This window comes from Vibrio sp. 14N.309.X.WAT.E.F5 (assembly GCF_030397615.1).
GTDB lineage: Bacteria > Pseudomonadota > Gammaproteobacteria > Enterobacterales > Vibrionaceae > Vibrio > Vibrio lentus.
The window spans coordinates 45273-69929 of the sequence record NZ_JAPNXR010000024.1 but is presented as its reverse complement, the minus strand read 5'-3'; the positions used below and the strand labels follow the sequence as shown (position 1 = coordinate 69929).

23 protein-coding genes are annotated in these 24657 nt (G+C 43.4%); 5 read left to right on the top strand and 18 right to left on the bottom strand.

What is annotated here, in order from left to right; genetic code table 11:
- Nucleotides 1-4: 4 nt before the first annotated feature.
- The 7 genes from OW495_RS20330 to OW495_RS20300 all read right to left on the bottom strand — a co-directional run bounded on the left by OW495_RS20330 (nt 5) and on the right by OW495_RS20300 (nt 7193).
- Nucleotides 5-892, bottom strand: a complete 888-nt coding sequence (locus OW495_RS20330; protein ID WP_017109617.1) for a DUF2861 family protein — start codon at nt 890-892, stop codon at nt 5-7.
- Nucleotides 892-1551 carry a response regulator transcription factor VxrB gene (vxrB, locus tag OW495_RS20325; protein WP_017107022.1) on the bottom strand — a complete coding sequence of 220 codons (660 nt, stop codon included), beginning with the start codon at nt 1549-1551 and terminating at the stop codon, nt 892-894. Before vxrB ends, OW495_RS20330 begins: the two co-directional genes overlap by 1 nt.
- Entirely contained in the window at nt 1526-2977 is a 1452-nt protein-coding gene (gene vxrA, locus OW495_RS20320; protein WP_029223373.1) for a sensor histidine kinase VxrA, read from the bottom strand. Before vxrA ends, vxrB begins: the two co-directional genes overlap by 26 nt.
- A gap of 289 nt (nt 2978-3266) precedes the next feature.
- On the bottom strand, nt 3267-4646 hold the full coding sequence (pntB, locus tag OW495_RS20315; protein WP_102513909.1) for a Re/Si-specific NAD(P)(+) transhydrogenase subunit beta: 1380 nt from the start codon (nt 4644-4646) through the stop codon (nt 3267-3269).
- 10 nt (nt 4647-4656) lie between these two features.
- A complete protein-coding gene (gene pntA / locus OW495_RS20310) occupies nt 4657-6204 on the bottom strand; it encodes a Re/Si-specific NAD(P)(+) transhydrogenase subunit alpha (protein ID WP_102339623.1) in 1548 nt (515 codons plus the stop codon).
- Nucleotides 6205-6503: 299 nt separating this feature from the next.
- A complete protein-coding gene (locus OW495_RS20305; RefSeq protein ID WP_017107026.1) occupies nt 6504-6785 on the bottom strand; it encodes an HlyU family transcriptional regulator in 282 nt (93 codons plus the stop codon).
- Between the two features lie 39 nt (nt 6786-6824).
- Nucleotides 6825-7193 (bottom strand): late competence development ComFB family protein, encoded by a 369-nt coding sequence (locus OW495_RS20300; RefSeq protein WP_065105775.1) that lies wholly within the window; start codon nt 7191-7193, stop codon nt 6825-6827.
- A 339-nt stretch (nt 7194-7532) separates the two neighbouring features.
- On the opposite strand from OW495_RS20300, the gene OW495_RS20295 reads away from it, so the two are divergent.
- Entirely contained in the window at nt 7533-8774 is a 1242-nt protein-coding gene (locus tag OW495_RS20295; protein ID WP_102487201.1) for a GGDEF domain-containing protein, read from the top strand.
- Between the two features lie 171 nt (nt 8775-8945).
- Here the strand turns inward: OW495_RS20295 and OW495_RS20290 are convergent, their stop codons facing one another.
- Nucleotides 8946-9956 carry a Solitary outer membrane autotransporter beta-barrel domain gene (locus OW495_RS20290; RefSeq protein WP_065113012.1) on the bottom strand — a complete coding sequence of 337 codons (1011 nt, stop codon included), beginning with the start codon at nt 9954-9956 and terminating at the stop codon, nt 8946-8948.
- Nucleotides 9957-10034: 78 nt separating this feature from the next.
- The gene (locus tag OW495_RS20285) at nt 10035-10985 is read right to left on the bottom strand and encodes a diguanylate cyclase (protein WP_102513908.1); all 951 of its coding nucleotides are present in this window, start codon (nt 10983-10985) and stop codon (nt 10035-10037) included.
- Nucleotides 10986-11137: 152 nt separating this feature from the next.
- On the opposite strand from OW495_RS20285, the gene OW495_RS20280 reads away from it, so the two are divergent.
- Nucleotides 11138-11575, top strand: coding sequence for a DUF3069 domain-containing protein (locus tag OW495_RS20280; protein ID WP_004731036.1), 438 nt, complete (start codon nt 11138-11140; stop codon nt 11573-11575).
- Between the two features lie 440 nt (nt 11576-12015).
- On the opposite strand, the gene modC is transcribed toward OW495_RS20280, so the two are convergent.
- The 4 genes from modC to OW495_RS20260 are packed head-to-tail and all read right to left on the bottom strand — an operon-like array spanning nt 12016 to nt 16099.
- Nucleotides 12016-13122 (bottom strand): molybdenum ABC transporter ATP-binding protein ModC, encoded by a 1107-nt coding sequence (gene modC, locus OW495_RS20275; RefSeq protein WP_102326682.1) that lies wholly within the window; start codon nt 13120-13122, stop codon nt 12016-12018.
- Complete coding sequence (gene modB / locus OW495_RS20270; RefSeq protein ID WP_017109609.1) at nt 13119-13817, bottom strand: molybdate ABC transporter permease subunit; 699 nt, start codon at nt 13815-13817, stop codon at nt 13119-13121. The genes modC and modB overlap by 4 nt, the downstream gene beginning before the upstream one ends.
- The gene (gene modA, locus OW495_RS20265; RefSeq protein WP_289887980.1) at nt 13818-14576 is read right to left on the bottom strand and encodes a molybdate ABC transporter substrate-binding protein; all 759 of its coding nucleotides are present in this window, start codon (nt 14574-14576) and stop codon (nt 13818-13820) included. It abuts the gene before it with no gap.
- A gap of 50 nt (nt 14577-14626) precedes the next feature.
- Nucleotides 14627-16099: a cobyric acid synthase gene (locus tag OW495_RS20260; protein ID WP_102513907.1), complete on the bottom strand. Its 1473-nt coding sequence runs from the start codon at nt 16097-16099 to the stop codon at nt 14627-14629.
- Nucleotides 16100-16384: 285 nt separating this feature from the next.
- Here OW495_RS20260 and OW495_RS20255 point away from each other — a divergent pair, with 285 nt between their 5' ends.
- Both OW495_RS20255 and OW495_RS20250 read left to right on the top strand, forming a co-directional pair.
- Complete coding sequence (locus tag OW495_RS20255) at nt 16385-16786, top strand: NirD/YgiW/YdeI family stress tolerance protein (RefSeq protein ID WP_102268148.1); 402 nt, start codon at nt 16385-16387, stop codon at nt 16784-16786.
- Between the two features lie 111 nt (nt 16787-16897).
- Nucleotides 16898-17422, top strand: coding sequence for a hypothetical protein (locus tag OW495_RS20250; protein ID WP_017109605.1), 525 nt, complete (start codon nt 16898-16900; stop codon nt 17420-17422).
- Between the two features lie 149 nt (nt 17423-17571).
- Here OW495_RS20250 and OW495_RS20245 read toward each other — a convergent pair whose 3' ends face one another.
- The 4 genes from OW495_RS20245 to OW495_RS20230 form a co-directional block, all read right to left on the bottom strand.
- Nucleotides 17572-19179, bottom strand: a complete 1608-nt coding sequence (locus OW495_RS20245) for an ABC-F family ATPase (RefSeq protein WP_076670851.1) — start codon at nt 19177-19179, stop codon at nt 17572-17574.
- Between the two features lie 319 nt (nt 19180-19498).
- A complete protein-coding gene (locus OW495_RS20240; RefSeq protein ID WP_102326678.1) occupies nt 19499-20173 on the bottom strand; it encodes a RimK/LysX family protein in 675 nt (224 codons plus the stop codon).
- A 12-nt stretch (nt 20174-20185) separates the two neighbouring features.
- On the bottom strand, nt 20186-21370 hold the full coding sequence (locus OW495_RS20235; RefSeq protein WP_102344218.1) for an amino acid aminotransferase: 1185 nt from the start codon (nt 21368-21370) through the stop codon (nt 20186-20188).
- Nucleotides 21371-21581: 211 nt separating this feature from the next.
- A complete protein-coding gene (locus OW495_RS20230) occupies nt 21582-22418 on the bottom strand; it encodes an AraC family transcriptional regulator (RefSeq protein WP_102513906.1) in 837 nt (278 codons plus the stop codon).
- A 132-nt stretch (nt 22419-22550) separates the two neighbouring features.
- Between OW495_RS20230 and OW495_RS20225 the strand changes: the two genes are divergently transcribed.
- Nucleotides 22551-23936, top strand: a complete 1386-nt coding sequence (locus tag OW495_RS20225; protein ID WP_102513905.1) for an MATE family efflux transporter — start codon at nt 22551-22553, stop codon at nt 23934-23936.
- Between the two features lie 165 nt (nt 23937-24101).
- On the opposite strand, the gene nrdG is transcribed toward OW495_RS20225, so the two are convergent.
- Nucleotides 24102-24572, bottom strand: coding sequence for an anaerobic ribonucleoside-triphosphate reductase-activating protein (gene nrdG / locus OW495_RS20220; RefSeq protein WP_017090409.1), 471 nt, complete (start codon nt 24570-24572; stop codon nt 24102-24104).
- Nucleotides 24573-24657: the final 85 nt, after the last annotated feature.

Genomic DNA, 24657 nt, shown 5'->3' with positions numbered 1-24657 from the left:
TAAATTACTTTAACTCTTCTTCGCTAGAAATATCATAAGTTTTACTGATAGTTTGTGCTTGTTCTATCGCTATGTCACCTTGCCAGCGCGAATGTATCATCGAAACGGCCAAAACGTAGCGATCATTAGGAACTTCTTCAGCACTTAAACTGATGGGATAATCTGACTCGTAGCTTTTGCCCCATACCTGCTCATAGTGTTCGTCGATATAATCGTACAAACCAACGTCTAACTTTGGTAACGGACAATATGGGTTAAGAAGCTCTTTTTTGTCGATTCTCCAGGTGTCTTTAGATGCCCAACGTACTTGTTGTCGCATCGTAATTTCACCAAGAATGATCCAAGTACTCCAAGCTACGCCGCCTTCAGTTTTCACATTTAAACGGTATAAACCAGAGTCCAATTGAGAAGGCAAGTTGTAGCGTTGCTTATAAAGAATGACTGAAGCGTTATTCACGACTTCTTTATCTTTCGTGAGTTCGCTATCTGATGAGACGACTTTATCAACCCATTTCTCGAAGGTGATGTCTTGGATGCTCTCTTCGGACTCAACTTCGATCACAACTCTAAATGTATCTCGTCCAGGGCTTTGAATGGTGTGTCTTTTGACGACCAGCGAATTAATCCATTCCGGCAAAGTCTTTTTGGTGAGGGTTTTTCCACAATCCTTATTTAACGCTTGGTCAAATAATTCATTGAGGTGATCTTCTCTTACTTGAGAAGAATTAATTTGCCAAACTTCCACCAATGAATCAAACATCTGGGACAAGTCGTTATCCAGTAGATGTTTGTGCACTTGGGTCAGAGTATCACTATTCTTAAACCAATCGGCCGCTTGTGCCGGGCTAACGACACTTGCTAACGCTAATAGTGGAAGTAAGGCTTTTTTCATTACGCTTTCATCTTATAACCAACGCCACGAAGCGTTTCGATCTCAAGACCTGGCAGTTTCTGTCTTAGTTGAAGAACGTGTGTATCTACGGTACGTGTTGTTGGGAAATGGTTGTAACCCCATACGTGGTCAAGCAGTTCGTCACGTGTGAATACGCGACCCAAGTTGCTTGCCAAGAACAAGAGTAGATCAAATTCAGTACGAGTTAGCGTGACTTCAAGCTCGTTAAAAAACACTTCGCGAGTAGCTTTGTCGATAACAAGGTTCTGAGCCATCACTTTTGATGCATCTTGCTCTTCAGCATCTGGCAGACGTAACTGCGCACGGATTCGAGCGAACAGTTCCGCTTCTGCGAAAGGCTTCGTTAGGTAGTCGTTTGCACCTGAATCTAGGCCCGCGACTTTGTCTTTTACTGTCACAAGTGCCGTCAGCAAAATAACAGGAATGTCTTTCTTCTTCTTCCAAGCTGGTAGTGAATCTACTGAGTCACCGTCTGGTAGTTGGCGATCTAGAATCACTAGATCCGCTTGCTCCCAGTAGCCTTCAACTTCAGAGATTAACTCTGCATGCAAACATTCATATCCAGCTTGCTCAAGGCTAACTAATAAACCGTCAGCTAAATTCTTATCATCTTCAACGAGAAGCAATGTCTGTTTCACAAGGTATCTCCAAAATAAATGTTGTTGGGGGGCCTATCAGCGTCATGTGACCGCCCATTTTTCCGACCATAGATTCCACTATCGTCAGACCTAAACCTAGTCCACTTTTACTTACAAATGGCTTTCTTAGTTGCCCCCAATCTTTACGGGACAAGTCTCCATTATCTATAACTTTGAATGTCAGCTTCTTGTCAGAAGTATTCAGTTCTAGTATCACTGGAGCTACACCGTATTTCACGGCGTTTCTGATCAGGTTATCGATACACGTACCTAACCAATATACGTTCAATTTTGCAGCAATGTCTTTGTTTACTCGGAGTTCGATACCCGGAGCAAAATCTTCTTCGACTTTATACTCAAGCCATTCTTGTACACTCGGCACCCACTCAGTAGCCAGTGGTTGATTATCCGACTGTAGGTAATCTTTACTCGCTTCGGCTAACTGCCTTAAACGACGTGTGTCTTCACAAAGTCGACGGAATTCATCATATACCGTTTCTGGCAAGTGTTCGAATTCACGTCTAAAGCCTTCAACTGTTAAAGATAAACTCGCGATCGGTGTTCTGAGTTCGTGCGTTAAAATCTGAAGGACAAGCATTCGACTTTTCATCTCTTGCTTCTTGCTGTTCCAACGATATATCGCCCAACCCACCACAAGCATGATATTGGCAAACACCAGTATGAACATCGCGACTTGCAAAAGTTCCGAGTGATCTTCTATCTCCCAACACACGTTACCGCGTTGGACGAAACAGCTGTTACCTTCGGAAGATAAACTGAGTGATAAACCCGCTTGTGTTGCGTTTTCAGACCAAACCGGTTCTTTGTATAAATAGTACCTGTCGCCGCGTTTAACCCACATTTCATCAAGTTCGACAAACATGCTCGCACCAGCCAACAGTGCCGTAATCGCTTCGCTGTCCATATCCTGCAAGCGAGATAGCAGTTCATCATGTTCAACGTTTGGGCGCTCTTGAATATGCATAAAGCGCTTTAAGGAATCGAACTTATCAGGGTACTTTTCAACGTAACGCGCGGCATAAGAACCACCACCTGGGTGGATAAGCCCGCTACGACTAAACCAACGGTCAGAAAGCTTGGTTCCTTTACACATTGCCCGAGTAAATACCAAAGGCTCAGTAATTAAAGGGCTAAGTGGTAGTTTCCCGCTACACGTCTTAGATAACTGGTAAAGGCGTTGAATATCTTTTAATGGGTACTCTGCTGTTTGCGGCAGCATAGAAGACGGCATAATCAAACGAGTTGGGTAATCCGCCTGAAGCAATCGGATATCATATGACTCAATAGCCGTTTGATGATCAAACAACTTAGTAAAGTGATCGATACGCTCAGGCAAAGAATCAGCAAACGCATTTGCTGAAACGACAAACGAAGCGATGAACAGAGTATATATTCTTTTGATGATCACAAACCAAGCGCAAATTCATACAGATCAATCAAATATATACCATTCGTTATCAAAGATAAATTTTTAACCGCATGAAAAGTGGTGTGTATTTAAAGAGAAAACGATTACGCGTCTTAATCAACAGCTTCGCTAATCAATTTACCCGTGAATGCCCTGCTCTTATTGCTAATATAAGAAATGCACCTACACGCACAATAAGTTCTAAGATTCTAAACAGCCTACTTCACTAGAATCAAAAAAAGGAGCTCATATGAGCTCCTTAGTTTTACTGCAGAATATTTGCGGTTTATAGATGTTCTAGAATGCTTAAGCAGCTTTTCTTCGCATCACCGAACAACATCTGAGTATTCTCTTTAAAGAACAATGGGTTTTGCACACCAGCATAACCTGTATTCATAGAACGTTTGAACACGATAACGTTTTGAGCGTTCCAAACTTCAAGTACTGGCATGCCAGCGATTGGGCTGTTTGGATCTTCCAATGCCGCAGGGTTCACAGTGTCGTTCGCACCAATAACCAATACAGTATCTGTCTCATTGAAGTCATCATTGATTTCGTCCATTTCAAGAACGACATCATAAGGCACTTTCGCTTCAGCAAGCAGTACGTTCATGTGACCCGGTAATCGACCAGCAACAGGGTGGATACCAAATCGAACGTTAATGCCTTGAGCTCTTAGCTTCTCAGTGATTTCATGCACTGGATATTGAGCTTGAGCTACTGCCATGCCGTATCCTGGAGTGATGATGACTGACTTAGAGTTTTTCAACATGTCAGCCACATCTTCAGCTGATGTTTCGCGGTGTTCACCCTGCTCTTCATCACCATCAGACACAACCACTTCTTGGCCAAATCCACCAGCAATAACACTAATGAACGAGCGGTTCATTGCCTTACACATGATGTAAGACAGAATCGCACCTGACGAACCAACCAATGCACCGGTTACGATCAACAGGTCGTTTGCAAGCATGAAACCTGCTGCCGCTGCTGCCCAACCAGAGTAAGAGTTCAGCATTGAAACAACCACTGGCATATCTGCACCACCAATCGATGCCACCAAGTGGTAACCGAAAGCAAATGCAATAAGCGTCATCAGTATAAGAGCAAACATGCTGCCATCAGCTTTAACGAACATAATCATTAGCAATGTAGAAACAACGATAGCCGCTAAGTTCCACTTGTGCTTATGAGGGATGTTCAATGCAGACGATGAAATCGTGCCACGAAGCTTACCAAACGCAACAATAGAGCCAGTGAACGTAACCGCACCGATAAACACGCCAAGGAAAACTTCAACAAGATGGATAACGTGTTCTGCATGCGTTGCCGCTTCTGGTGCGTCAATGTAGCTGTTGTAACCAACAAGTACGGCAGCCATACCTACGAAGCTGTGCAAAATTGCCACCAGCTCAGGCATCTCTGTCATTTCTACTTTCTTCGCGTAGTGGATACCAATACCACCACCGATCACCATAGCAATGATGATCCACACAATACCTGCAGAGTGAGGGCCAAAGATCGTTGCGATCAATGCGATTGCCATACCAGTGATACCGTAATAGTTACCTGCGCGAGCAGATTCCTGTTTCGATAGTCCGGCTAAGCTCATAATAAAGAATACAGCAGCGATGATATAAGCTGCTTGTACTAATCCTTCAGACATCTGCTACTCCTTAGTCTTTACGGAACATTTCAAGCATACGTTTGGTCACGGTAAAGCCACCAAAGATATTGATACTTGCAATTAATACGGCAATAAATGATAAGAACGTGACAACGCCACTTCCTTGTCCTATTTGCAACAACGCGCCCACAACAATGATCCCTGAGATTGCGTTTGTTACTGACATCAGAGGTGTATGTAGAGAATGGCTGACATTCCAAACTACGTAATAACCCACCACACAAGCGAGAACAAAAACGGTAAAGTGAGATAAGAACGCAGCAGGCGCAACCGAAGCTATCCAAGCAAAGGCACCAACCGCCACTGCCATACCCGCCGCTTTCTTAACAGGAGAAACAGGTTCTTGAACTTTTGGTTGTGGCTTAACAGCTTGAGGTTTCGCTTGTTGAGGTTGCGCTGAAACTTGAATTGGTGGAGCTGGCCAAGTGACTTCACCCTCTTTAACCACGGTAACACCACGAATCACAACATCTTCAAAGTCGATGTCGATATTGCCGTCTTTCTCTTTGCAAAGTAGTTTCAGTAGGTTGACCAAGTTAGTTGCGTACAGTTGAGACGACTGAGTCGGCAAGCGACCTACCATGTCGGTGTAACCCACAACTTTGACACCATTCGCGGTCGTAATCACTTTATCAGCAACGGTATATTCACAGTTACCACCATTGGCCGCTGCAAGGTCCACAATCACGCTACCCGCGCTCATGCTATCAACCATTTCTTTTGTGATCAGCTTAGGCGCCGGACGCCCTGGAATCAGTGCCGTCGTAATGATGATATCAACGTCTTTCGCTTGAGCCGCGTAAAGCTCTTCTGCTTTCTTGTTGAACGCGTCAGACATCTCTTTTGCGTAGCCATCACCAGCGCTGGTATCTTCCTTGAAATCGACTTCCAAGAATTCAGCGCCCATAGACTCGACTTGCTCTTTTACTTCAGGACGAACATCGAAAGAACGAACAATCGCACCTAAGCTACCCGCAGCGCCGATAGCCGCAAGGCCAGCAACACCCGCACCTGCAACCAATACTTTCGCTGGCGGAACCTTACCTGCAGCCGTAATTTGACCCGTAAAGAAACGACCAAACTCATGAGCGGCTTCAACAACAGCACGGTAACCCGCAATGTTTGCCATAGAGCTCAATGCATCCAAAGCTTGAGCTCTAGAAATACGTGGTACCGAGTCCATTGCCATCACATTAATATTACGGCTAGAAAGCTGTTCCATTAATTCTGGGTTTTGGGCAGGCCAAATAAAGCTGACCAGTGTTGCGCCATCTTTAAGTAACTCAATTTCATTTTTAGACTCGTCAACGATGGGAGCGTTAACTTTAAAGATAATATCGGATTTCCAAGCTTCATCTGCGGTTACAACTTTTGCTCCAGCTTGTTCATAAGCTGTATCATCAAAACTTGCTAACGCACCTGCTTGTGATTCAACACAAACTTCAAATCCTAATTTTAGAAGCTGTTCTACCGATTTCGGCGATGCAGCGACTCGCGTTTCACCTGCGAGTGTTTCTCTTGGTACACCAATTTGCATAGCGATTCCTTGACTATTGGCACAATGACTTATTCGTTTGTATCTAACGACAACTAATACTTCAAGCGTTTTGTTCAAAGAACAGGAAAAGTTATTACTTATAACGATTTGGATGGATTTTGAGCACTTAATTTAGATAAATGACGGGCCTCTCGAATAAAGAGGTCAAACCACTTCCCAATAATCCTTTTAATAACAACCTACTAGCTGTTCTTTATCCCTAAAACTAAAAAGAGCTTTCAGCATATACACTGAAAGCTCTCCAAATTATGACCAACATCAACTCTAACCCTAATTGGTTAGCTAAATATACTGTCGCCCATTTGGTCGATGAACATTTGCGATTTTTTAAGCATCAATTCATCGGCGTCTTGTTTGTTTGAAACAACATCAGAACGAATAAAGCGATGAGTTTTAATTTCACCGTCGATTTCTTTCTCGATACGACCAGCCACACGGTACTGACCAGATTCTGCAATGGCGTCTTGATAGATATTGAAGCCTTTGTATTCCACTGGCTCAATCTCTACTTTTTGTTCGGTTTTTTCTTTGCCACCAAATAATCTAGAAAAGAATCCCACGTTTTTTACTCCTTAAATGACCGTACTGACACTAAACTATCACGACTGTTTAGTGTTCAACAATGGCTTTTCATACCATTGCAATTCTACGTCATCGTCAAAATTGTGTTGACTAAATATAACGGGCACATTGTCCGTTCGATCTCGTCTTCGATCCTCAATAATCATGCTTTCTGCGTTTTTGACTGCGATCTCACTATTTCTTTTATAGAGCACCAATTTGTCTTCCGGTAATGCCGAAAGAAAATCAATATCAAAACGGATATAGATAGGTTTCAGTTGGCCCAACGCAAGACAAGCAAGATCGGCAAGTTGCTCGCTTGTATAACTCGACACATACTCCTCGGTAGCCAGTACATGACCAACAAGCGTTTCCATATAATTGTGTACATCCACACTGATTTGCATACTACACCTCCATTTGTAGCTATCACGACAGATCGTGTTCTAGCCTAATTTGGCAACGACCTACATATTGTTACCTTACTATACCCTACTCATTACTACAGATTTACTAACTGCATGTTAAGTAACTATAACGACTAATTAATTTCTCATATATACTATGTAGTTCGTTCTATGGTTAATAGCAACTCAAATACATATAAAAAGAGTTGCACCAATAGCGACCTATGACTATGTTTTTGCTCTGATTTACGCAAAAAGCTTGGCAATCGCTTGTTTAACCGTATCCTACGTATAAAATTAAATTATAAGATCATCAGTACACTTAGGCTCACCACATAAATGGCATCTTCTTTTGTAACGTCGAGCATGTTTCGATTTTGCTTTCCCTTACTTCTATTAGCAATGTTACTCGTAGGTATGAACAACGTCATTCTCGTGACCGATTCAAACTTAGGGTTTGCTAGCAACCTTCCGTATATTTTATTGAGCGTTGCCGTTTTGCTGTGTCACACATTCAGGCAAGGTCGTATGGCTATGGTGTCTCTCACCATGCTCGTTGCCTATTTTATTATCCAAGTCCGCTTACAAACCCCATTAAACACTGGAACCACATTATTGGAGCTGTCTCTTCTGGCTGCTTTAGTGCCGGTTACTTGCTTATTGGTGTATGCCTTCCCCGATAACGGGGTTAACTCAAAGTCCATGTTCCTTTACGCCTTGGTTGTGGTGCTATTCATGGTTTGGGCGCAACTGATTGTGTCTCACTTCCATGCCGGAGGTTTTGAATCATGGAGTGAAGGCATTCTCTTTACCGTTAGAGACTTTTCTAAATTGCCTTTTATTCTGGTGCTCTATAGCCTTTGTTTACTGGGCCTAACGTCGATTCTGGTTTTGGTTTATAACCGCTCTATCGATGTCGTTGTTTACAGCGCGATTTTGTTGTCTTCGAGTACCTTCATATTCTTTGATATCCAATACATCTCAAGCACCATGTTCTCTTTGTCAGGCATATTGATTATCGTCTATGTAATGTCCGCTAGCCACGATATGGCGTTTAATGACCAACTGACTAACATCCCAGGCAGACATGCATTAGAAGTCGATATGAAGCACCTAGGCCGTAAATATTCGATGGCCATGGTCGATATCGATCACTTCAAAAAATTCAATGATACCTATGGCCATGACATTGGCGACGATGTGTTAAAGCTAGTAGCGCGTATATTAAGAGAAACTACAGGTGGCGCTAAAGCTTATCGTTATGGTGGTGAAGAGTTCACGATCATTTTCAAAGGTAAGAACACTGAGCAAGTCAAAGAGCATCTTCAAGTTCTAATTTCTGAGATCCAGAATTACGATATGATCATTCGTAATACTCACGACCGCCCTGATGATCATGAAGTGGGCATGCAAAAGCGCGGCAAGAATGGCAAGCCGACTAAAGTAGTTAATGTCACGGTGAGTATTGGCCTGTCTGACAGTACAACCACCAAACAGCCCGAAGAAGTGTTGAAGCTTGCTGATAATGCACTTTACAAAGCGAAAGAAACTGGCCGAAATAAACTGTGCGTTCACACCTAGGCGATATAGCTAGAAGCTTTAAGAGCTATAGTTAGAAACTTAATCGCTGTAGCGACAAACGAGCCTCTGAAAGAAGCGTTGTATCTTAGTAGGAGCTTTAGCCGCTATAGCGAAAAACAAGTCATTAGAAGAGATCTTATATCCAAATAGAAGCTAAACCTTGGTTGAAGCTTAGTCTTGGTTAAAGAAGATAACCAAGCTCCCGCCTTTCAAGCTGCTACCGTAATTGATCGTAAACCCAATGCCCACATTATCGACCCAGTCGTTAAACAGGTTTGGGTTAAGTAACCAGCCTACGCTGCCCTCGTAATATGACGTTGTCCCCATAGGCGCTACAGTATCACCCCCAATATCAATTCGTCTGATACTGGAGTACATCGATGTGATGTTTTTGTCCCAACGTACTAAATCATAAAAGATCTTTGCTTCATTGGCGATATACCAACCTTCTGGGTGGCCAATGTTACCGTTATTGGCTTCTCCCCAACCCACACCATTAAAATAATGCCAACTGGTACTGAGTTTGTATTTACCCCAGTTATTCTTGTCTTCATAGATCAATTTAATCTTGGGCTCTATGATGTAAGCCCAAGCGTCAGTATTGAGATACAACCCATCAAGCTGTTCGGCAACAGGTTTAAGTATGTTCGCACGATACTCAAAATCATTCCGATAGTAAGAGATATGGTTACCAATCGCTGAATGAAAACTCCAGTACTCATCCAACTGAGACACGTTTGCAAACTCAACATAGCCCGATATCACAGTCTCTTTCTGAAAATCAGACACAGTTTCTGATGCGTATTGAACGTCTTTCTCAGTGCGTAATGCTGATAAGCGCAGCGTCACCTCTTGATGGTTATCTTCGATATAAGCTGGTAGCTCAAATGTATAAGGAAGGCTAAGCGAGGTTATGTTTTTCCGACGACTTACGGAATCATTCGAACCAATGTCTTCATTGTCTAAACGAAACACTTTATTAGGGTCAAAGTTGTTGATACCAAAGGTAAAAACATCAGTGTCGTTAAGAAGTACACTGGTTGCAAAGTTCTGCTCTATATCCTTACGGACAAGATCAGACAACTGGTTCGCTTGAACATTGGTAGGAACCGCAAAGTAGAATACAGGGACAATCAGTGTCCAACATGTATTAGCCATAGAAAATGACTTTGAATATGGCATTTCTCTTATCACTTAAAGTACTTCCAAGCTCAAACGCTAATAGAAGTATAAATTCAAATATCCGGAAGAGCTCGCCAACTAGCCTGCAAGCTCCAAAATACTGCGCTGTATAAAGGTATTTCTACCACTTTGTTTTGCTTGATAAAGCGCTTGGTCGACTTTTTCATAAATTGAAGCGGTCGATTCTCCGCCTGCAGGCACGAATGAGAGCACACCTTGTGACGCTGTCACTCTATCTGATACGTTTGAGTGGTCGTGGGCATAGTTCATGTCATGCAATGCTTCTTTTATTCGAGTCGCATGTAATTTAGCCGCTGCGCTATCCGTGTCACTTAAGACCAGAACAAACTCTTCACCGCCATAACGGCCAACAAACTCTCCAGATCGAACAAACAGCTGTTTCAAGGTATTGGCAAGCCCTTGTAGGCACTTATCCCCTTGAATATGTCCGTAATTATCGTTGTAAGGCTTAAAAAAGTCTACATCTAGAAGTATCACGGTCATGGGTATATTACGTCGTCCGTGCCACGCAATGCTCTCTTCAAGCTTAGTATCCATATATCGACGGTTATACAATTTTGTTAAGCCATCTTCATTAGCTTGCTGTTGCAGTAGTATGTTCAATTCTTCAAGTTTGGCGGTGCTTTGTTTTAACTCTCGCCTCATATGCGCAATACGCTGCATCGCGATCAGTTTTGAATTCAGCACCACTTTGTTAACCGGCTTGATGAGGTAATCATCACCACCTGCATCAATCGCCTTCGCGATCATTTCAGGTTCTTCATGACCACTCAGAAATATGATGGGAACCCATTCGGGGAATTGTCTACGAACCTCGTTAGCGACCTCAAAACCATCCATGTCTGGCATGCTGATATCAAGTAATACGAGTTCAGGATCAAAATCAGAATAGATGTTTAGAGCTTCTTTACCGCTACCTACCGCTTCCACAATATGTCCCAATTGCTTAAGTCGAATAGCAAGTTGCATCCTGTCTAGTTGAACATCATCAACAAGCAATATGCGCATCGAAGATCCCTTTTCTATCATCACATCACCTTTATCTAGCGTTGAATATTGAAAGTAGCTCAATTTTGGGCTTAATTCATGCCCTAATCTCTATATTATATTGACTTTTTTACAGATCTTTTTAGCATTGTTTCTTTTTAAAGAGAAATACTATGTCAGACGCTACAAACAACGAAGTACAAGAAATCGATTTAACCACTATCTCACCAGAGCTTCGCCAAGTTATCGAATTTGATGAAGTGCCTAAAGAGATGCACAACATGGTTACTTCTATTCACGAGGTGTCTGAAGAAGCAGTGCGTGAAACTTGGAGCAGCCTTCCAGCAAGCGCACAAAATGTTTTGGACAACTTTGAGCAATTCCACGCTCTAATCTCTGTTAGCCAAGCTTTCGCTGGCGTTAACATGATGGAAGAGTTCCCTACTCTTAAACTTCCAGAAGGCATGTCTGATGAAGAAAAAGAAGAGTACCGAGCTCAACTGCTTGACCAAATTTTACACAACTGTGTAAAAGACATGGCTAAGCAAATCAAGAAAGCACGCCGTGATGCTATCTTGAAGCGTGATTTTAAAGAAGTTTTCATCCGATAAGCCATTCATCTCACCTAAATTTAGGTTGAGTGCTTAATGAAAACTTAATGATTAAGCCGTATGTTACTTCAAACATGCGGCTTTTTTGTGCCTGCTGCTTTGTCTGCTAGTTTATTTGTCCGCTAATCGTTTTTTCTATTAGCCGCTTTGTCTGTTCGTTGCTTAATTTCGTCGTTCGTCGTGTTCTTGTGCTGATGCAGAATTTGTCATTGCAGCTCTTCTCACTCTTAGAGTTAGAGCAAACAATATGCCTTAGCACTCATACAGTGTGACGCAAAACTGGCAGTTATACCGTATAAAAATGACGCATGTATCCATTCATGGAATCAAGATCAACATTCATATCGCTGACTAACAGTAAACAGCGCTAAAAAGCTTTAAACATAGAAAAGACAATGGGCGAGCCTATCTCACTCATTGCCTCAATGGCCGCATCTTAATCAGTGCGTAACGGCAATATCTCGTTGAGCAACACTTACACCTTTAATTTGAGCGTAAACTTGCTGGCCGATTTCTAAACTCAACTCGTCCAACGCCCACAAGGTAATGGTTGCCCACAGGTAACAACCAGGCTCTAGCTCCAACTCTACCGCAACACTCTGCTTATTTGAGCCTTGCTGGTGCGTCTCTACGCTTTTAATCGTCACAGGAAGGATATTACGTATCGAAGTGCCTTGCGGCTGTTCTAGCGTGATAGAGACATCATTTGCCCTAACTTGTAACCGTACTGCAGCCCCAATGTCGCTAGACACCTTCTGAACCCACAACGATGTCGATTTACCAAGCTTCAAACGAGATAACGCATAATCGTCATTGTGCTCAGCCAACGTCCCTTCAAACAATGAGCTTTGTTCTGAGAATGATTGCCACGGCTGCATGGCTCTTGAAGCCCACACTTCCTCAGTTACACCCGACGAAATGACTTTGCCTTGCTCGATGATCACAAGATGATTGGCCAAGCGTAGAATCTCGTTAAGGCTGTGCGTCACGTAAATGATCGGAATCTGAACGGTTTCAGATAAGTTCTCCAAAAACGGCATGACTTCACGCTTACGAGGCAAGTCGAGAGACGCTAAAGGTTCATCCATCAACAAAATGCTCGGCTTAGACAATAAAGCACGTCCAATCGCCACTCGTTGTTTCTCACCACCCGACAAACGCGCTGGGTAACGGTCTAGCAATAAACCGAGAGATAACAAGGAGACAATCTGATCGAAATGCGTTTTATCAAAGTCTTTGATGCCATATTTAAGATTGCCTGACACCTTCATGTGCGGAAACAATCGCGACTCTTGAAACACATAGCCGACATTACGTTTGTGAGTCGGCAAGTTAATGCCCTTATCACTATCAAACAAGGTGGTTCCCGATACGCTGATCAAGCCCTTATCTGGTTGTTTAAGACCACTAATCGCATTGATAAGCGATGTTTTACCTGCGCCAGAACGACCAAAGATCGCAGTAATACCGGTACTTGGGAGTTCTAGGTCGATATCAAAGAAGGTTTCACCCAACTGTTGCTGGTATTGGAGGATCAAAGCACTCATGCATTGCCTCCTAGTCGCTGTGCAGACTTCTTATTGAGCCATTCAGAAAGCATCAATGAACCAAGCGCTATAACAATTGAAATGACACACAACCGCGCCGCTTCCATTTCAGCGCCAGGGGTTTCAATAAAGGTATACATGGCCAGTGGGATGGTTTGAGTTTCACCGGGAATATTGGAAACGAAGCTGATTGTCGCGCCAAACTCACCCAAGCTTCTTGCGAATGAAAGCATGGTGCCGGTAATGATCCCAGGGATCATCAGAGGTAATGTAATAGTGAAGAACACACGAATCGGTGAAGCGCCCAATGTGGCAGCGGCCTCTTCAAGTTTACTATCGACAGTTTCTAAGCTCAGGCGGATAGAACGAACCATCAATGGTAACGCGACAACAACACACGCAAGTGCCGCGCCCTTCCAGCTAAAGCTGAATACGATACCAAACACCTCATTAAGCCATGAGCCAATGACGCCTTGTCTACCCATCATCACCAGCAACAAATAACCGATGACCACGGGAGGCAGCACCAAAGGCAGGTGCACAATGCTCTCGACTATGCTTTTGCCAACAAACTGTTTCTTTGCAAGCAGCCACGCTAAGCCTATGCCGATGGGAATAAGCCATAAGATAGCAAACCCAGCAACTTTTAAGCTCAGCATTAAGGCTTGGTATTCGTACTCAGATAAAAACATCATTTAATGCGCTTCAAAACCAAAACTGTTCAGAATGTCCTTTGCCTTTTCATCGTTTAGAAAAGTATAGAAGTCATTCGTGGTTAATTTGTCGTTCAATTTAGCTACAGGGTAACGTATTGGTGTGTGGAGATTTGAAGGAAACGTCGCGACGACATCCACTTCTTTCGATAATAACGCGTCGGTCTTGTAGACAATGCCGAGCTTCGCTTCACTACGTTCCACCAAGGCCAATGCCATACGAACATTGTTACTTGGTGCCAATCGAGTGCTCACATTATCCCAAACACCCAGAGCTTCTAACGCTTCTTTAGCGTAGATACCTGCTGGCACCGACATCGTATTACCGACCGCAAGTCGTTCATTAGTCAGCAATTTAGACCATTGGTCTCCCTTTGATAGTTCCAATGATACCGACGTCTCTTTCGGAGAAATCAACACAAGTTCGTTTTCACACAAATTTGTGACATTGTCACTAGAAACATATTTTCGGTCGACTAAATGCGTCATCCACTTTTCATTTGCTGAAATAAAAATGTCCGCAGGTGCTCCTCTTTCAATCTGTCTTACCAATGACGATGTGCTGGCATAAACGGGAACAATATCGACTGAATGTTCTTTCTCAAACTCTTCTATCAACAAATTAACCGCGTTAGTCATAGATGATGCGGCATAAACTCGTAGATTTTCTGCCGCCAAAAGATGAGTCGAACTCAACGAAGTCGTTAATGCTAAGGTGACAAGGGTGACTAGCTTTTTCATTGTTCTCACTTATCTATTGTTCGTTTGATTTCTTAACCGATATTTCTAGTTCAAAACCGAGCTTTAAGCTCAGGCCAAAGCAAATCAAGATTTAAGTGCTCTTCGATGGCGTCAGCGATTCGATTAATACCCAACTCTTTCAGCTGTTCGTGGTCAATCGCGGTAACATCATTAGCTCCAGCCCATTCGCAAATAAGCGATAACGCATCACTGTTATCGAATACGCCATGCAGGTAAGTACCAAAAATCGAGTTTTCTTGATTCACAGCGCCATCAAGGCAGCCTGATTCTAACTGAACCGGTAAGGCTGTTTCATTGACATCAGTCCTACCTACGTGAATTTCATAACCTTTTACTTGTGCTGATTTTCCATCCAGCGTCATGGTACCGCGCACGTTAGTTAAGGTTTTCTGTTGCGTTAAAGTCGTTTCAGTATCGAGATACCCTAACCCTTCACTGCTGCCGGGTTCACCCTCAACTCCATCCGGATCGTGGATGATCTTTCCTAGCATCTGGTAACCACCACAAATACCCATCACCTTGCCGCCTAAACGTAGGTGGCGCTGAATATCTTTGTCCCAGCCTTGCTCTTTTAAGTAATCCAAATCGGCTCTTACTGATTTTGTGCCCGGCAAGATAATCAAATCCGCGTTGTTTACACGCTCGCCTTTTCCTACGTAACGTAAATCAATGGAAGGATTGAGCCTTAGCGCATCAAAGTCTGTATGGTTGCTAATTCGTGTTAACACTGGCACCACGACCTTTAGTTTAGCTTCTCCGTCAGACTCTTGGGCTGAAGTAATGGCATCTTCCGCTTCAAGGTTGAAACCATGCAGATATGGCAACACACCAATCACTGGCTTGCCGGTTTTCTCTTCTAGCCAATCAAGGCCAGATTGAAGCAGCGCGATATCGCCTCTAAAACGATTAATCACAAAACCTTTTACGCGCGCTTGTTCAGATTCAGATAATAAAGCTAATGTGCCGTAGAGGTGTGCAAAAACACCGCCGCGGTCAATATCAGCAACGATGATCACAGGGATGTCTGCCTTTTCAGCAAAGCCCATGTTCGCGATATCGTTTTCACGCAGATTAATTTCAGCTGGGCTACCCGCACCTTCAATCATGACACTTTCATATTCTGCAGAAAGTCGGTCGAAGGAATCAATCACCGTATTCATCGCGACTTTCTTATAATCATGGTAGCCAGTTGCTTCCATATTGCTCAGCGCACGGCCTTGAAGGATGACTTGAGCGCCCGTGTCTGAGTTCGGCTTCAACAATACAGGGTTCATGTGAACAGACGGCTCAATATTACAAGCTTGCGCCTGAACCGCTTGCGCGCGACCAATTTCGCCACCATCTTTTGTCACTGCACTGTTTAAAGCCATGTTTTGTGGCTTAAAGGGTGCCACTTTAATGCCTTTTCTGGCCAATACACGGCATAAACCTGCCACCAAAACACTTTTCCCGGCATCTGACGTTGTCCCTTGAACCATAAGGGCGCTTAATGGTGCTCGCATCTGTACTTCAATCCTTAATATTTTAGTTTCTTAATATTCAATTTATAGCTGTGGGCAATATTTCTCTGCCTCCATCTTAACGTCATTGCCGAGTAGATGCTCAATAAAATGAATGGAAAATGAATACCTTACTCACTCTGGATTCAACCCTAGTGTTGTTTAATAGCTCCATCGAAACGAAGCTTACAAACAAAATAAGCGTATCAACGAAAAACTTACTAACGAAAAGAAATGTTTCAAATTCAGAACAACATTTCTACTAAAAACAACATTAAGGAATTCATCATGAAAAAAACTGTATTAGCTATCGCAACCACTATTATTCTTGCTCCTACTTTCGCAATGGCTGGTGACCACAACAACAATAACTCCAATCACGCCAACAACAGCAAGCACGAGAGCCCTATTGCTTACACAGGACCAATTGAAACCGTTTCTGTCGCAACACTGCTTGCAGATACAAGCATGTTCTCAGAGCAGGACGCGATTGTAGACGGCAAGATTGTTCGTCAACTTAAAAATGACACGTTTATCTTCTCTGACGGACAGAGCGAAATTCAAATTGAGCTAGATGACGATATCCACCTAGCACAACCGCTTACTGCTGATACTAAAGTACGTATCTTCGGTGAGTACGAAGGTGGCAAAACACCAGAGATCGAAGTTGACCATATACAAGTGTTGTAAGCTCCAAAACTCCAACATCTCGCTTTAAATAACGAACTTCAATAAATTGGCCTGCATATTGCAGGCTTTTTTGTATATACTGCCGAAAAATACAATTTATATGGAGTCACCATGCTAGGTCGCACAAACAAGACTGTCCTTCTGGGGTTAGCTGCACTGTGTTCATTCTCTGCGTCTGCAAACAACTTTAACTACAACACATTCGAGCTGCGCATGGGTACGAGCCCTAGTACTTTCGGTGGTGAAGTCACGACAATGTTCACTCAGAACTCACACTTCGTTGCACGCATCGATTCTGAATTTGAAAGTGATTGGGATGCGGCTGTAGGTATGGGATTTAACGGTCCAATTAGTCAATTTGCTGACGTTACGGGTCAAATGCTACTGCACAACATTGAACGTAATGACGACAACCATATCAAAACTGAAGTCAATATTGGCTTGAGAGCTTGGTTAATGGCAAACGTTGAAGTTAACGCACGCCTTGGCCAACTGATCGACAACGACGATACTCATTCAATTGTTGGTGTTGGTGCACGTTTCCACTCTACGGATCAACTTTCTGTAGGCCTTGATATGAGAAACAACGGCACATACGGCCACCAAATCTTAATGTCGGCTCGATTCGGTTTCTAATCTAGATTTTGTATCTAAGTTTGGTTACTGAGTAATAAATAGCGACATGAGTTAAATAGAAAAAGCCCCGAACACATTAATGTTCGGGGCTTTTTTGTTTATTAGTTTCGCTGGCTTTAAGTCGTTCACGCTCTAAGCCAGCGACTTACTTATAAATTAACCATCAGCATCTTTTTCTGGTGGTCTAGGTACTCTTCATAAGTACCTTGGAAGCTTACTAGCTGTTGGTCTTTCACATCGATGATGTGATTTGCTAGTGAAGAAACAAACTCACGGTCATGGCTTACGAAGATAAGCGTGCCAGTGTAAACCTTCAACGCATCATTAAGAGCTTGGATTGCTTCCATGTCCATGTGGTTCGTTGGTTCGTCCATAACAAGTACGTTGATGTCTTGCATCATTAACTTGCCGAATAACAGACGGTTTTTCTCACCACCAGAACAGTTACGTGCTTTCTTATTTGCATCATCAGCAGTAAACAATAGGCGACCTAGAATGCCACGTACCATTAGGTCATCGTGCTTCGCCGTGCGCCATTGTGAGATCCAATCGAAGATGCTCAAATCGTTGTCGAAGTCTGTTGTGCTATCTTGTGGGCAGTAGCCTACAGATGCGTTTTCAGACCATTTAACGATACCTTCATTTTGCTCTAGTTCTTGAACTAGACAGCGTAGCAGCGTGGTTTTACCCACACCGTTCTCACCGATAACGGCAAGACGTGTACCCGCTTCAAGTAGCAAGTTGCCACCAGCAAACAATGTTTCGCCATCGAAGCCATGACCAAGCTCTTTAAGTTCAAGCGCTTGACGGTGTAGTTTCTTGCCTTCACCAAAATCAATTGATGGGCTCATACGGCTCGATGATTTGACTTCATCAAGCGTGATCTTATCCATTTTCTTAGCGCGAGAACTTGCTTGTTTCGCTTTAGATGCATTCGCACCAAAACGGTTTACGAAGTCTTGCAGTTCGCTGATCTCAGCCGCTTTCTTAGCATTGCTCGCTAGAAGTTGGTCACGAATCAAACCAGAAGCTTCTAGGAAGTACTCGTAGTTACCTGGGTAAACACGTAACTCGCCGTAGTCGATATCCGCCATGTGCGTACATACAGAGTTCAGGAAGTGTCTATCGTGCGAAATGATGATCATTGTACATTTACGCTGGTTTAGCTCTTCAGCAAGCCAGTTAATCGTGTGAATGTCCAAGTTGTTGGTCGGTTCATCAAGAAGCAAGATATCTGGGTTTGCGAACAGTGCCTGTGCCAATAGCACACGCAGTTTCCAACCCGGAGCAACTTGTTGCATCAGGCCGAAGTGAAACTCTTCTTCGATACCCGCTTGGATCAGGATGTCACCTGCACGGCTTTCTGCTGTGTAGCCATCCATTTCCGCGAATTCGCTTTCAAGCTCAGCGACTTTCATACCATCGTCTTCGCTCATTTCTGGCAAAGAGTAAATGCGGTCACGTTCTTGTTTTACTTCCCACAGCTTTCTGTCACCCATGATCACAACGTCGATAACGCTGTACTGTTCGAATGCGAACTGATCTTGGCTTAGCACACCCAGCTTTTCTCCCGGGGTGATAGAAACGTTGCCCGAGCTTGGCGTTAATGCACCACTTAGGATTTTCATGAACGTTGATTTGCCGCAACCATTGGCGCCGATCAAACCGTAGCGGTTGCCGTTACCAAATTTAGCCGAGATGTTTTCAAACAGCGGCTCTGCGCCAAATTGCATTGTGATGTTCGCGGTAGATATCAAAGAACTAATTCCTAAGCGTGTACTGACAGATAATTATTAGACTATTTCAATAACCTAAATAAGAAGTACGAAAGTATGGATTAAACAAAAATCGAAGCGCGGATTATATAGAGATCTCGATCACGTTGTCGAGGCTAAACAGTAAACGAATGGTAAACATAGACCATTTAGATGCTTTTCATACGTTATTAACGTGTAAATAGAAAAATCCCCACCAGTTGAACTGACAGGGATTCTATTTATCGATACTAAAGTGTTCTGTTAAAGCTACCTCTCTTCAAGACCAAAAGGCTTGATGAGGAGGTGACAAGATGAACCGTTATTTAGTAATTTTCTTTTGAACGTATTTTTGGCTTACATCTACTACCGCAACATCTCTAAAGAAGCTTCGACCCAGCAGAAGTGGAAAAGAAAGATGCGTTCGGTCTGCTAACGTAAACTCAGTCTTGTCTTTTAGGTCGCCGATTTGAATTGAAGCGACAACAACAGCGCGTCGTTGTGTGCCTTCAGCACTTGATTGTTTGATCTTCACCCAACGCTCTACAGGTAAGCTTACCTCTTCCGTTGTGATGCCATCATGTTCAATCTTAAATTTAACCCAATCTTTACCGTCACGTTCAAAATCGACAATATCGACGGCACTGATTGATGAAGTTGTCGCACCGGTATCAACACGAGCTTTAAATGCTTCTTTAAGACCAGGTACAAACACCCACTCTTCTTCACCAAGGATCAATTTACCATCACTTGTTTTTCTAGCCTTCTCAACTGGCTTTTCAACAGGTGCAGGCTTTACTTCAGGTTCTACTGGTTTTACTTCTTCAGGCTTTTCTGTAGGTTCCGTTGCTTCAGTCTCACCCTTTGAAGAATCGTCAACTACAGGTTGTTCGATTTGCGGCTTTTGCTCTGGCTCGACAGGAACTTGAGTCGTCGTCGAACAAGCAAACAGGCCACCACTTAACATCAGGGTTATAATCGCTTTCCAATTGTACATTCAGTCACCTTTTTATTTTGATACGTTGGCTATCGCCTTTGCTACGTAAGGAATATGAGATTCGGAAAGGCCTGCAATATTGATGCGTCCATCACCAACACCATAGACACCATATTCTTCACGTAATTGATTCATTTGAGTTTCTTTAAAGCCTAGTACACTAAACATGCCTTTATGGCTTTCAATGAAGTCAAAGTGTGACGTGTTGTAAGTATTTCGCAATTCATCACATAAACTTTGGCGCAGATTTAACAAACGTTGCTGCATTTCACTCAACTCTTGCTTCCAAATCTTCGTTAGCTCTTGATTCTGAAGAATTGTTTTGACCAGAGCAGCACCGTGATCTGGCGGCATAGTGTAAGTTGAACGAGCCAGCGTAAGAAGTTTGCCTCTCGCGTTGCCAACGTGTTCGCTGTTTTTGCCGATAACGATCGCCGCACCCGTTCTTTCACGATACAAACCGAAGTTCTTCGAGCAAGACGTTGTGATCAGCATTTCTTCAACGTTGTTAGCCATGTGTTGAAGACCTTTCGCGTCTTCTTCTAGGCCATCGCCAAAGCCTTGGTAGGCGATGTCAACGAATGGTAAGAAACCATTCTTTTGCGATAACTTAGTAATTTCCTGCCACGCTTCAAAATTGATATCAGCACCCGTTGGGTTATGGCAGCATCCGTGAAGTAGTACTACGTCTGATGGACCCGCTGTTGATAGGTCTTCCATCATTCTTGCAACATCAACTTGCTTCGTTTCAGGACTGAAGTAATTGTAGTATCGAACTTTTAAGCCTGCCGCTTCCATCACCGGTTTATGGTTAACGTAGCTTGGGTTTGAAATCCAAACTGTGGTGTCTGGTTGAGAAACTTTCATCAAGTCGCCCAACATACGAAGTGCACCACTTGCACCCGGTGTTTGAATCGCGGCTACACGATCCATTGCAGAAGTCCCTTTAAGCAAAAGATCAACCATGCTCTGGTTAAACTCTTCACAGCCTGCTAGGCCAACGTAAGCTTTGGTTTTCTGAGTCTCGACAACAATATCTTGAGCCATAGAAACGGCTTTCATGATAGGTGTTTCGCCTTGGTCGTTTTTGTAAACGCCAATGCCTAAATCGACTTTGTCAGTACGAGGATCGCCACGGTAAGCGACAGAAAGAGATAAAATTGGATCTAAAGTTGGTTTTGGTAGATGTGAAAACATGAAAGTCACAACCCTTTGAAATTCAAGTAATGGATTTCACGTTAACATTTTCGCACTAAAATCAGAAACATTTTTTAATAGAAGAGCTTAGTTACCAGAAGTAATCAGAGATTGGTCATTTTAAGCGAAGATATAGTTTAAATTTCGAACAGTTAAGAGCCAATTACTCAATATATAAGCTTTATTGTTTAACGTCCCACAGCTACATCGATCAAACACTCTGTTTGAATTGCCTTGGTGTCATTCCCGACCAAGCCTTAAATCGGGTACTGAAGTTAGCTGCATTGGGATACCCAACTATCTCACCGATATGTTGAATCGACCAATCACTCGACCTGAGCAAACGCGCCGCGTACTCCATTCTCATACGCATGATATGAGTCATAGGGCTGTGTGAATAATAACGTTGGCACAAGCGATGGAAGTGTGGCTCTGAACACGGAAACAGGTTTGCCAACTCATGCACGTTCCACTCCTTATGAAGCTGCTTTTGTACATTGTCGAATACGCGCCTTAAGCGAATCAAATTTCGTGATTGCTGCTGCGGAACCGGCGCATTAATCATGAATTCAATTTGGGCTACGCTGTGAATCGCAATCGCACCTCCCAAATCGATGGGCAAGGCAATACTTCTCAATAGAGTATGAATGCACGACGAGACGACTTCTGCTGCCGGAGACAGCGTATAACTCACCTCATCACTGACGACATTTTCCCATTGTTTATTAGGCGAGAGAAAGATCCATGCGATCTGCCATGTTTCTTCTTCAATACCAAAGCCATTCTCTATGCCTGCAGGAACAGTAATGCACGAACCCGGTTCTAGAATGTAACGACACGCCCCACTTTCTAACCATCCTTTGCCTCTCACGGTATACAACAGCATGTGTTTCTGTTGGTTCTTACGATAGACAGAAAAGAAGTCTCGACACGACGCCGTCCCACATTGAACGATACCGAGCTCTTCAAATGCCAAGACATGGCTTTGATCGACAAACTCTTGGTGCGTCTTTTCGGAGATCTCGTACCGTTCTTGTTTCTCAATCATTCAATTGCTAGCTCGTATAAGTTGCGAAACCACCAAACTGGATAGTTTGGCAAAAGTTTGTGATGAACAGGAACAATACAGGCAAAACAAATGCCGATAAACTTCTCGCATATTCATTAGAGGGGAAATGCGATGCTCTCGACATATCGTCATTTAGACAAAGAGTTTTGGCAAAAACTATTACACATTGGTTTACCTGTCTCACTGCAAACCATGTTGTTTTCATTGCTAGGCGTAGTCGATATTTTTATGGTCAATCAGCTTGGTGATTCTGCAACCGCCGCTGTTGGTGTTGGCAATCGTATCTTCTTCTTCAACTTGATAATGGTATCGGGGATCAGCGGAGCTGTGAGCGTGCTAGCTTCGCAATATTTTGGCGCCGGTGATTTCAACGGAATTCGACGTACACTAGCGCAATCATGGGCACTGTCGATCTTTGCCATCATCCCCTTTGTGTTCATCTATACATTGGTTCCTGAATCAGTAGTGTCTGTGGTGGCCTCAGACCCTGATTACATCCGATTGGCAACGGATTACCTTTGGATAACAGGAGCTAGCCTTATTGGTACCGCGATAGTAGTGCCACTAGAAAGCGCACTGCGATCGGTCGGCGAAGCCAAGCTGCCCACCAAAATCAGTATCTGGGCAATCATCATCAATGCGATCCTCAATGCCCTATTGATCTTCGGCTTGTTTGGATTTCCAGAACTAGGGGTGGTTGGCGCGGCAATTGGTACCACGGTGTCTAGATTCTTTCAAACGGTTGCCCTGCTTGCTATGGCAAAGAGACACTACGCCCACCTATTTCCGACATTAAGCAATTGGCGAGATGCGATATTACCGAAGCACAGAAAGAAGTACTTCACGATAGCTATACCTATGTTGGTTCATGATACGGCCTGGGCGGGTGGAATACTGATTTATAACGTGATCGTTGGACAAATGGGGGTTGGAGAACTTGCGATCATTTCACTGTTATCGCCTGTTGAAAGCATCTTAATCTCGGCGTTCATGGGATTTGCCGTCGCGGCTTCAATCATTCTAGGTAACGAGATCGGCGCGAAGAACTATCAACGTGTTGAGAATACCGCTTGGGGGTATGTATTGGTCAGCTGTGGGCTTGCGGCTCTGTTAGCCTTGTTGTGCTGGTTTGCTAAGCCCGCAATCGTATACATGATCGGTCTTACTCACTTAGAACTCAAAGATACGGCAGTTAACGTTACCTTAGTAATGGCACTCGGCATGATACTAAGAGTTTTCAACATGGTTGGGATTGGAGGCGTTTTAAAAAGTGGTGGCGACATCAACTACAGCATCTTCATCGACCTGTTTGGCCAATGGGCAATCGGTATTCCCCTCGCCTACTTTACTGCGTTGGTGTTGGGTTGGCCGCTAGAATGGGTTTTGATGATTGTGCTGCTGGAAGAGCTAGCCAAGATCGTTCTAACCAGTAAGAGGATTCAATCCAAGAAATGGATAAACAACCTAATCGACGAGCCTGAGCACATTCCTATTTAAACAGGCGCCAAACCGACACTGACGTGCAGGCGATAGATTAAAAAGAACTCACACCCAAGGGCTGATTTGTAGCATTACGCTAATGATGAAGCCCTTTTTTCTATTTGCGAGTGTATTGTTGTTACGAGAGTCCTGAATCAGAACAAATCTTATAAGTCAGTAAAGCTATAAGTCAGTAAATCGATGGATGATTTGGTTTGAACTACCACGCCAATCCAACATTGGGTCCGCTTTATCTTGCTCAAAGCGACCGTCAATCAAAGTATCTACGTATTCAAGCACTTGCTTCTGTTTCTCGTCAAGTTCGTCTAGCTCGTAACCCGTCCACATCCAGATGTCTTTGCCTTCGCACTCCGCTTTTACACGCTGAACGAGCTTAAGCACTTCAGACACATTTGCTGGATGCATTGGATCACCACCAGAAAGCGATAAGCCACGACGCTTTATCCGCGGATCATTGAGATCAGCAATAATTTGGTCTTGCAGTTCTTGAGTAAACAAATGCCCAGAGTCCAATCGTTGCGTCGACTGGTTATAACACCCACGACACTGGTGCACACAACCCGACACAAACAAAGTGCAGCGTGTTCCTGGGCCGTTTACAACGTCGATTGGGTGATATTGATGATAATTCATAAGGCAGTATTGAAAACTCGTTATTGCTTAATAGTTTGAAGCGAAATGCTGCAAGAACTGAAACAAAAGAATTGGTATCGACATA

Coding starts and splice junctions, on each gene's coding strand:
- OW495_RS20330 (WP_017109617.1), bottom strand. CDS start 892: ATGAAAAAAGCCTTACTTCCACTATTAGCGTTAGCAAGTGTCGTTAGC.
- pntB (WP_102513909.1), bottom strand. CDS start 4,646: ATGTCTGAAGGATTAGTACAAGCAGCTTATATCATCGCTGCTGTATTC.
- pntA (WP_102339623.1), bottom strand. CDS start 6,204: ATGCAAATTGGTGTACCAAGAGAAACACTCGCAGGTGAAACGCGAGTC.
- OW495_RS20300 (WP_065105775.1), bottom strand. CDS start 7,193: ATGCAAATCAGTGTGGATGTACACAATTATATGGAAACGCTTGTTGGT.
- OW495_RS20295 (WP_102487201.1), top strand. CDS start 7,533: ATGGCATCTTCTTTTGTAACGTCGAGCATGTTTCGATTTTGCTTTCCC.
- OW495_RS20290 (WP_065113012.1), bottom strand. CDS start 9,956: ATGCCATATTCAAAGTCATTTTCTATGGCTAATACATGTTGGACACTG.
- OW495_RS20285 (WP_102513908.1), bottom strand. CDS start 10,985: ATGCGCATATTGCTTGTTGATGATGTTCAACTAGACAGGATGCAACTT.
- OW495_RS20280 (WP_004731036.1), top strand. CDS start 11,138: ATGTCAGACGCTACAAACAACGAAGTACAAGAAATCGATTTAACCACT.
- modC (WP_102326682.1), bottom strand. CDS start 13,122: ATGAGTGCTTTGATCCTCCAATACCAGCAACAGTTGGGTGAAACCTTC.
- modB (WP_017109609.1), bottom strand. CDS start 13,817: ATGATGTTTTTATCTGAGTACGAATACCAAGCCTTAATGCTGAGCTTA.
- modA (WP_289887980.1), bottom strand. CDS start 14,576: ATGAAAAAGCTAGTCACCCTTGTCACCTTAGCATTAACGACTTCGTTG.
- OW495_RS20260 (WP_102513907.1), bottom strand. CDS start 16,099: ATGCGAGCACCATTAAGCGCCCTTATGGTTCAAGGGACAACGTCAGAT.
- OW495_RS20255 (WP_102268148.1), top strand. CDS start 16,385: ATGAAAAAAACTGTATTAGCTATCGCAACCACTATTATTCTTGCTCCT.
- OW495_RS20250 (WP_017109605.1), top strand. CDS start 16,898: ATGCTAGGTCGCACAAACAAGACTGTCCTTCTGGGGTTAGCTGCACTG.
- OW495_RS20240 (WP_102326678.1), bottom strand. CDS start 20,173: ATGTACAATTGGAAAGCGATTATAACCCTGATGTTAAGTGGTGGCCTG.
- OW495_RS20235 (WP_102344218.1), bottom strand. CDS start 21,370: ATGTTTTCACATCTACCAAAACCAACTTTAGATCCAATTTTATCTCTT.
- OW495_RS20230 (WP_102513906.1), bottom strand. CDS start 22,418: ATGATTGAGAAACAAGAACGGTACGAGATCTCCGAAAAGACGCACCAA.
- OW495_RS20225 (WP_102513905.1), top strand. CDS start 22,551: ATGCTCTCGACATATCGTCATTTAGACAAAGAGTTTTGGCAAAAACTA.
- nrdG (WP_017090409.1), bottom strand. CDS start 24,572: ATGAATTATCATCAATATCACCCAATCGACGTTGTAAACGGCCCAGGA.